This is a genomic window from Mycobacterium sp. IDUB_19, assembly GCF_055419445.1.
Genome location: NZ_JBVAXR010000201.1, coordinates 1 through 482, shown reverse-complemented (window position 1 = coordinate 482; position 482 = coordinate 1). Strand labels below are relative to the sequence as shown.

Genomic DNA, 482 nt, shown 5'->3' with positions numbered 1-482 from the left:
ATGCACGCGCAGACGGTGTCGGATGAGGCTCGCAAGATGTGGTCGTCGTCGATGAACATCGCCGGCGCTGGCTGGAGCGGTCAGGCTCAGGCCACTTCGTACGACACCATGGGTCAGATGAACCAGGCGTTCACCAACATTGTCAACATGCTCCACGGCGTGCGTGACGGCTTGATCCGTGACGCCAACAACTACGAGACGCAAGAGCAGTCCTCGCAGCAGATGCTCAGCCACTAGACCGCGAAAATCGCAGCTCCCCAACACTTTTAACTCAGGAGGACGTACACAATGTCGATCAATTACCAGTTCGGAGATGTGGACGCGCACGGTGCGCTGATCCGCGCACAGGCGGCTTCGCTGGAGGCCGAGCACCAGGCCATCGTTCGCGATGTGCTTGCTGCCGGGGACTTTTGGGGCGGCGCCGGTTCGGTGTCTTGCCAGGAGTTCATCACCCAGTTGGGTCGTAACTTCCAGGTGATCTA

At 59.5% G+C, this 482-nt stretch carries 2 protein-coding genes; both read left to right on the top strand.

The genetic code is table 11. The features are described 5' to 3' along the window. Positions 1 to 237: WXG100 family type VII secretion target (locus ACZY0B_RS27930; protein ID WP_463767451.1), on the top strand; the 237-nt coding region annotated here is incomplete at its 5' end. A 51-nt stretch (positions 238 to 288) separates the two neighbouring features. Then, positions 289 to 482, top strand: a 194-nt coding sequence (locus ACZY0B_RS27925; protein ID WP_463767450.1) for a WXG100 family type VII secretion target, incomplete at its 3' end; no start/stop codon positions are given.